Annotated in this window: 1 protein-coding gene; it reads left to right on the top strand. The window is 42.2% G+C overall.

The window, feature by feature from the left end:
• Positions 1–60 precede the first annotated feature (60 nt).
• Positions 61–1,533 (top strand): IS66 family transposase, encoded by a 1,473-nt coding sequence (locus BV375_RS15160; protein WP_086761852.1) that lies wholly within the window; start codon positions 61–63, stop codon positions 1,531–1,533.
• Positions 1,534–1,547 lie beyond the last annotated feature (14 nt).

Below are 1,547 nucleotides of genomic sequence, written 5' to 3'. Positions count from 1 at the left end.
GTAAGGATTCAGGTAGAGGATTATTGACAAAGGGAACACTTGAGGGGGAGTATCACAAATATGAACCAAAACCTGCCTCAAGATTTAAACCCAGAAAGCTTGAACCAGTTGCCGAAAGAAAAGCTGGTAGAGATAATTATTGAGCAGAGCAAGGTAATACGTGAATTACAGAAAACCATCTTAGAACTACAGCAAGAGATAGAGCGTTTAAAAGTCAGTAGAGATTTAGACAGTTCTAATTCGTCGAAACCACCATCACAAGACATTCACAAAAAGAGCGAAAACAAAAAAGCACCAGCCCAAGACCAATCAAATCATCCCAAAAGAAAACCAGGGGGACAGCCAGGACATCAAGGTAAGACTCGTAAAGGTTTTGGCAGAATAGATCGGTTTGAAATTTTACGTCCTACAGATTGTATCTGTTGTGGTCACAAAGCATTTGCGTGTGTGGCAGTAAAAGTAGAAAAACACACCGTAGCGCAATTAGTGGAACGTCCTATTGAAATAGTGGAGTATCAACGCCACACCTGCGTGTGTGAGAGTTGTGGCAATGTGCAAACTTCCTCTTGGCCAGAAGATATCATTCCAGGACAAGATTTAGGAATCTCTTTACAGGCGTTTTTAGGGTGGGCAAATAATTATGCACATATGCCCTATGAGAAACAGCAAGAAATGCTTTGGGAACTAGGACAAATTGAAATTGGCCTAGGTACTTTAGTCGCCACGAATGAACGGATTACTCAAGCCATTGAACCCAGCATTAGAGAATTAAGTAATTGGGTAAAACAGACCCAACCTAATGTTCATGTAGATGAAACACCTTGGTCAGTCAAGGGAGTTAAAGAATGGTTGTGGGTAGTTGCCAACGCGGATTTCTGCCTGTTTACTGCGGCGGATACTCGTTCTAGAGCCGAACTAGAAACAATTTTAGGGGCTAAATATACAGGGGTACTCAGCAGCGACGATTTTAGCGTTTACAATGGCTATCAAGCTGTTTCCCAGCAGAAATGTTTGGCTCATTTACGCCGTCACTTTAAAAAATTAATTCAACTTCCCGGACTTCACAACCAAGCTATTGGTGAAGCGTTTGTTGATTTAATTGATGAAGCCTTTAGAAATTACGCCCAATGGTTTGAAACTCTTGATTCGGTCATCTACAACGATTGGGTCAATCAATTCAAATCTAAGTTGCACTCCTCACTCAATCAGTGGATTGATTTAGCCGGAGCTACCGCAGGCCAGCTTTTACGCTCTTTACGCCATAAAGCTGATCAATGGTGGTACTTCCTTGACCATCCTGAAGTTCCCCCTGATAACAATCAGGCCGAACGTTCGCTGCGTTTGGCTGTCACAAAACGTAAAGTCAGTGGTGGTTCCCGTTCGATGGAGCGGTTTCGACATACTGCCAATTTATTGACTGTGGTGCAAACCTGTCGTCGTCAAGGTCGGTCTGTTATTAATTTTTTTGCTCAAGCTCTAATTGCTGACTTTAATAATAGTCTGTCTTGTCCTTCTTTGCTTCCACAATATTAGACCTGAATCCTTAC

Origin of the sequence: Nostoc sp. 106C, assembly GCF_002154725.1 — a bacterium.
Classification (GTDB): domain Bacteria; phylum Cyanobacteriota; class Cyanobacteriia; order Cyanobacteriales; family Nostocaceae; genus Aulosira.
The sequence above is the reverse complement of the archived record's forward strand: the minus strand, read 5'-3'. Positions and strand labels throughout refer to the sequence as shown.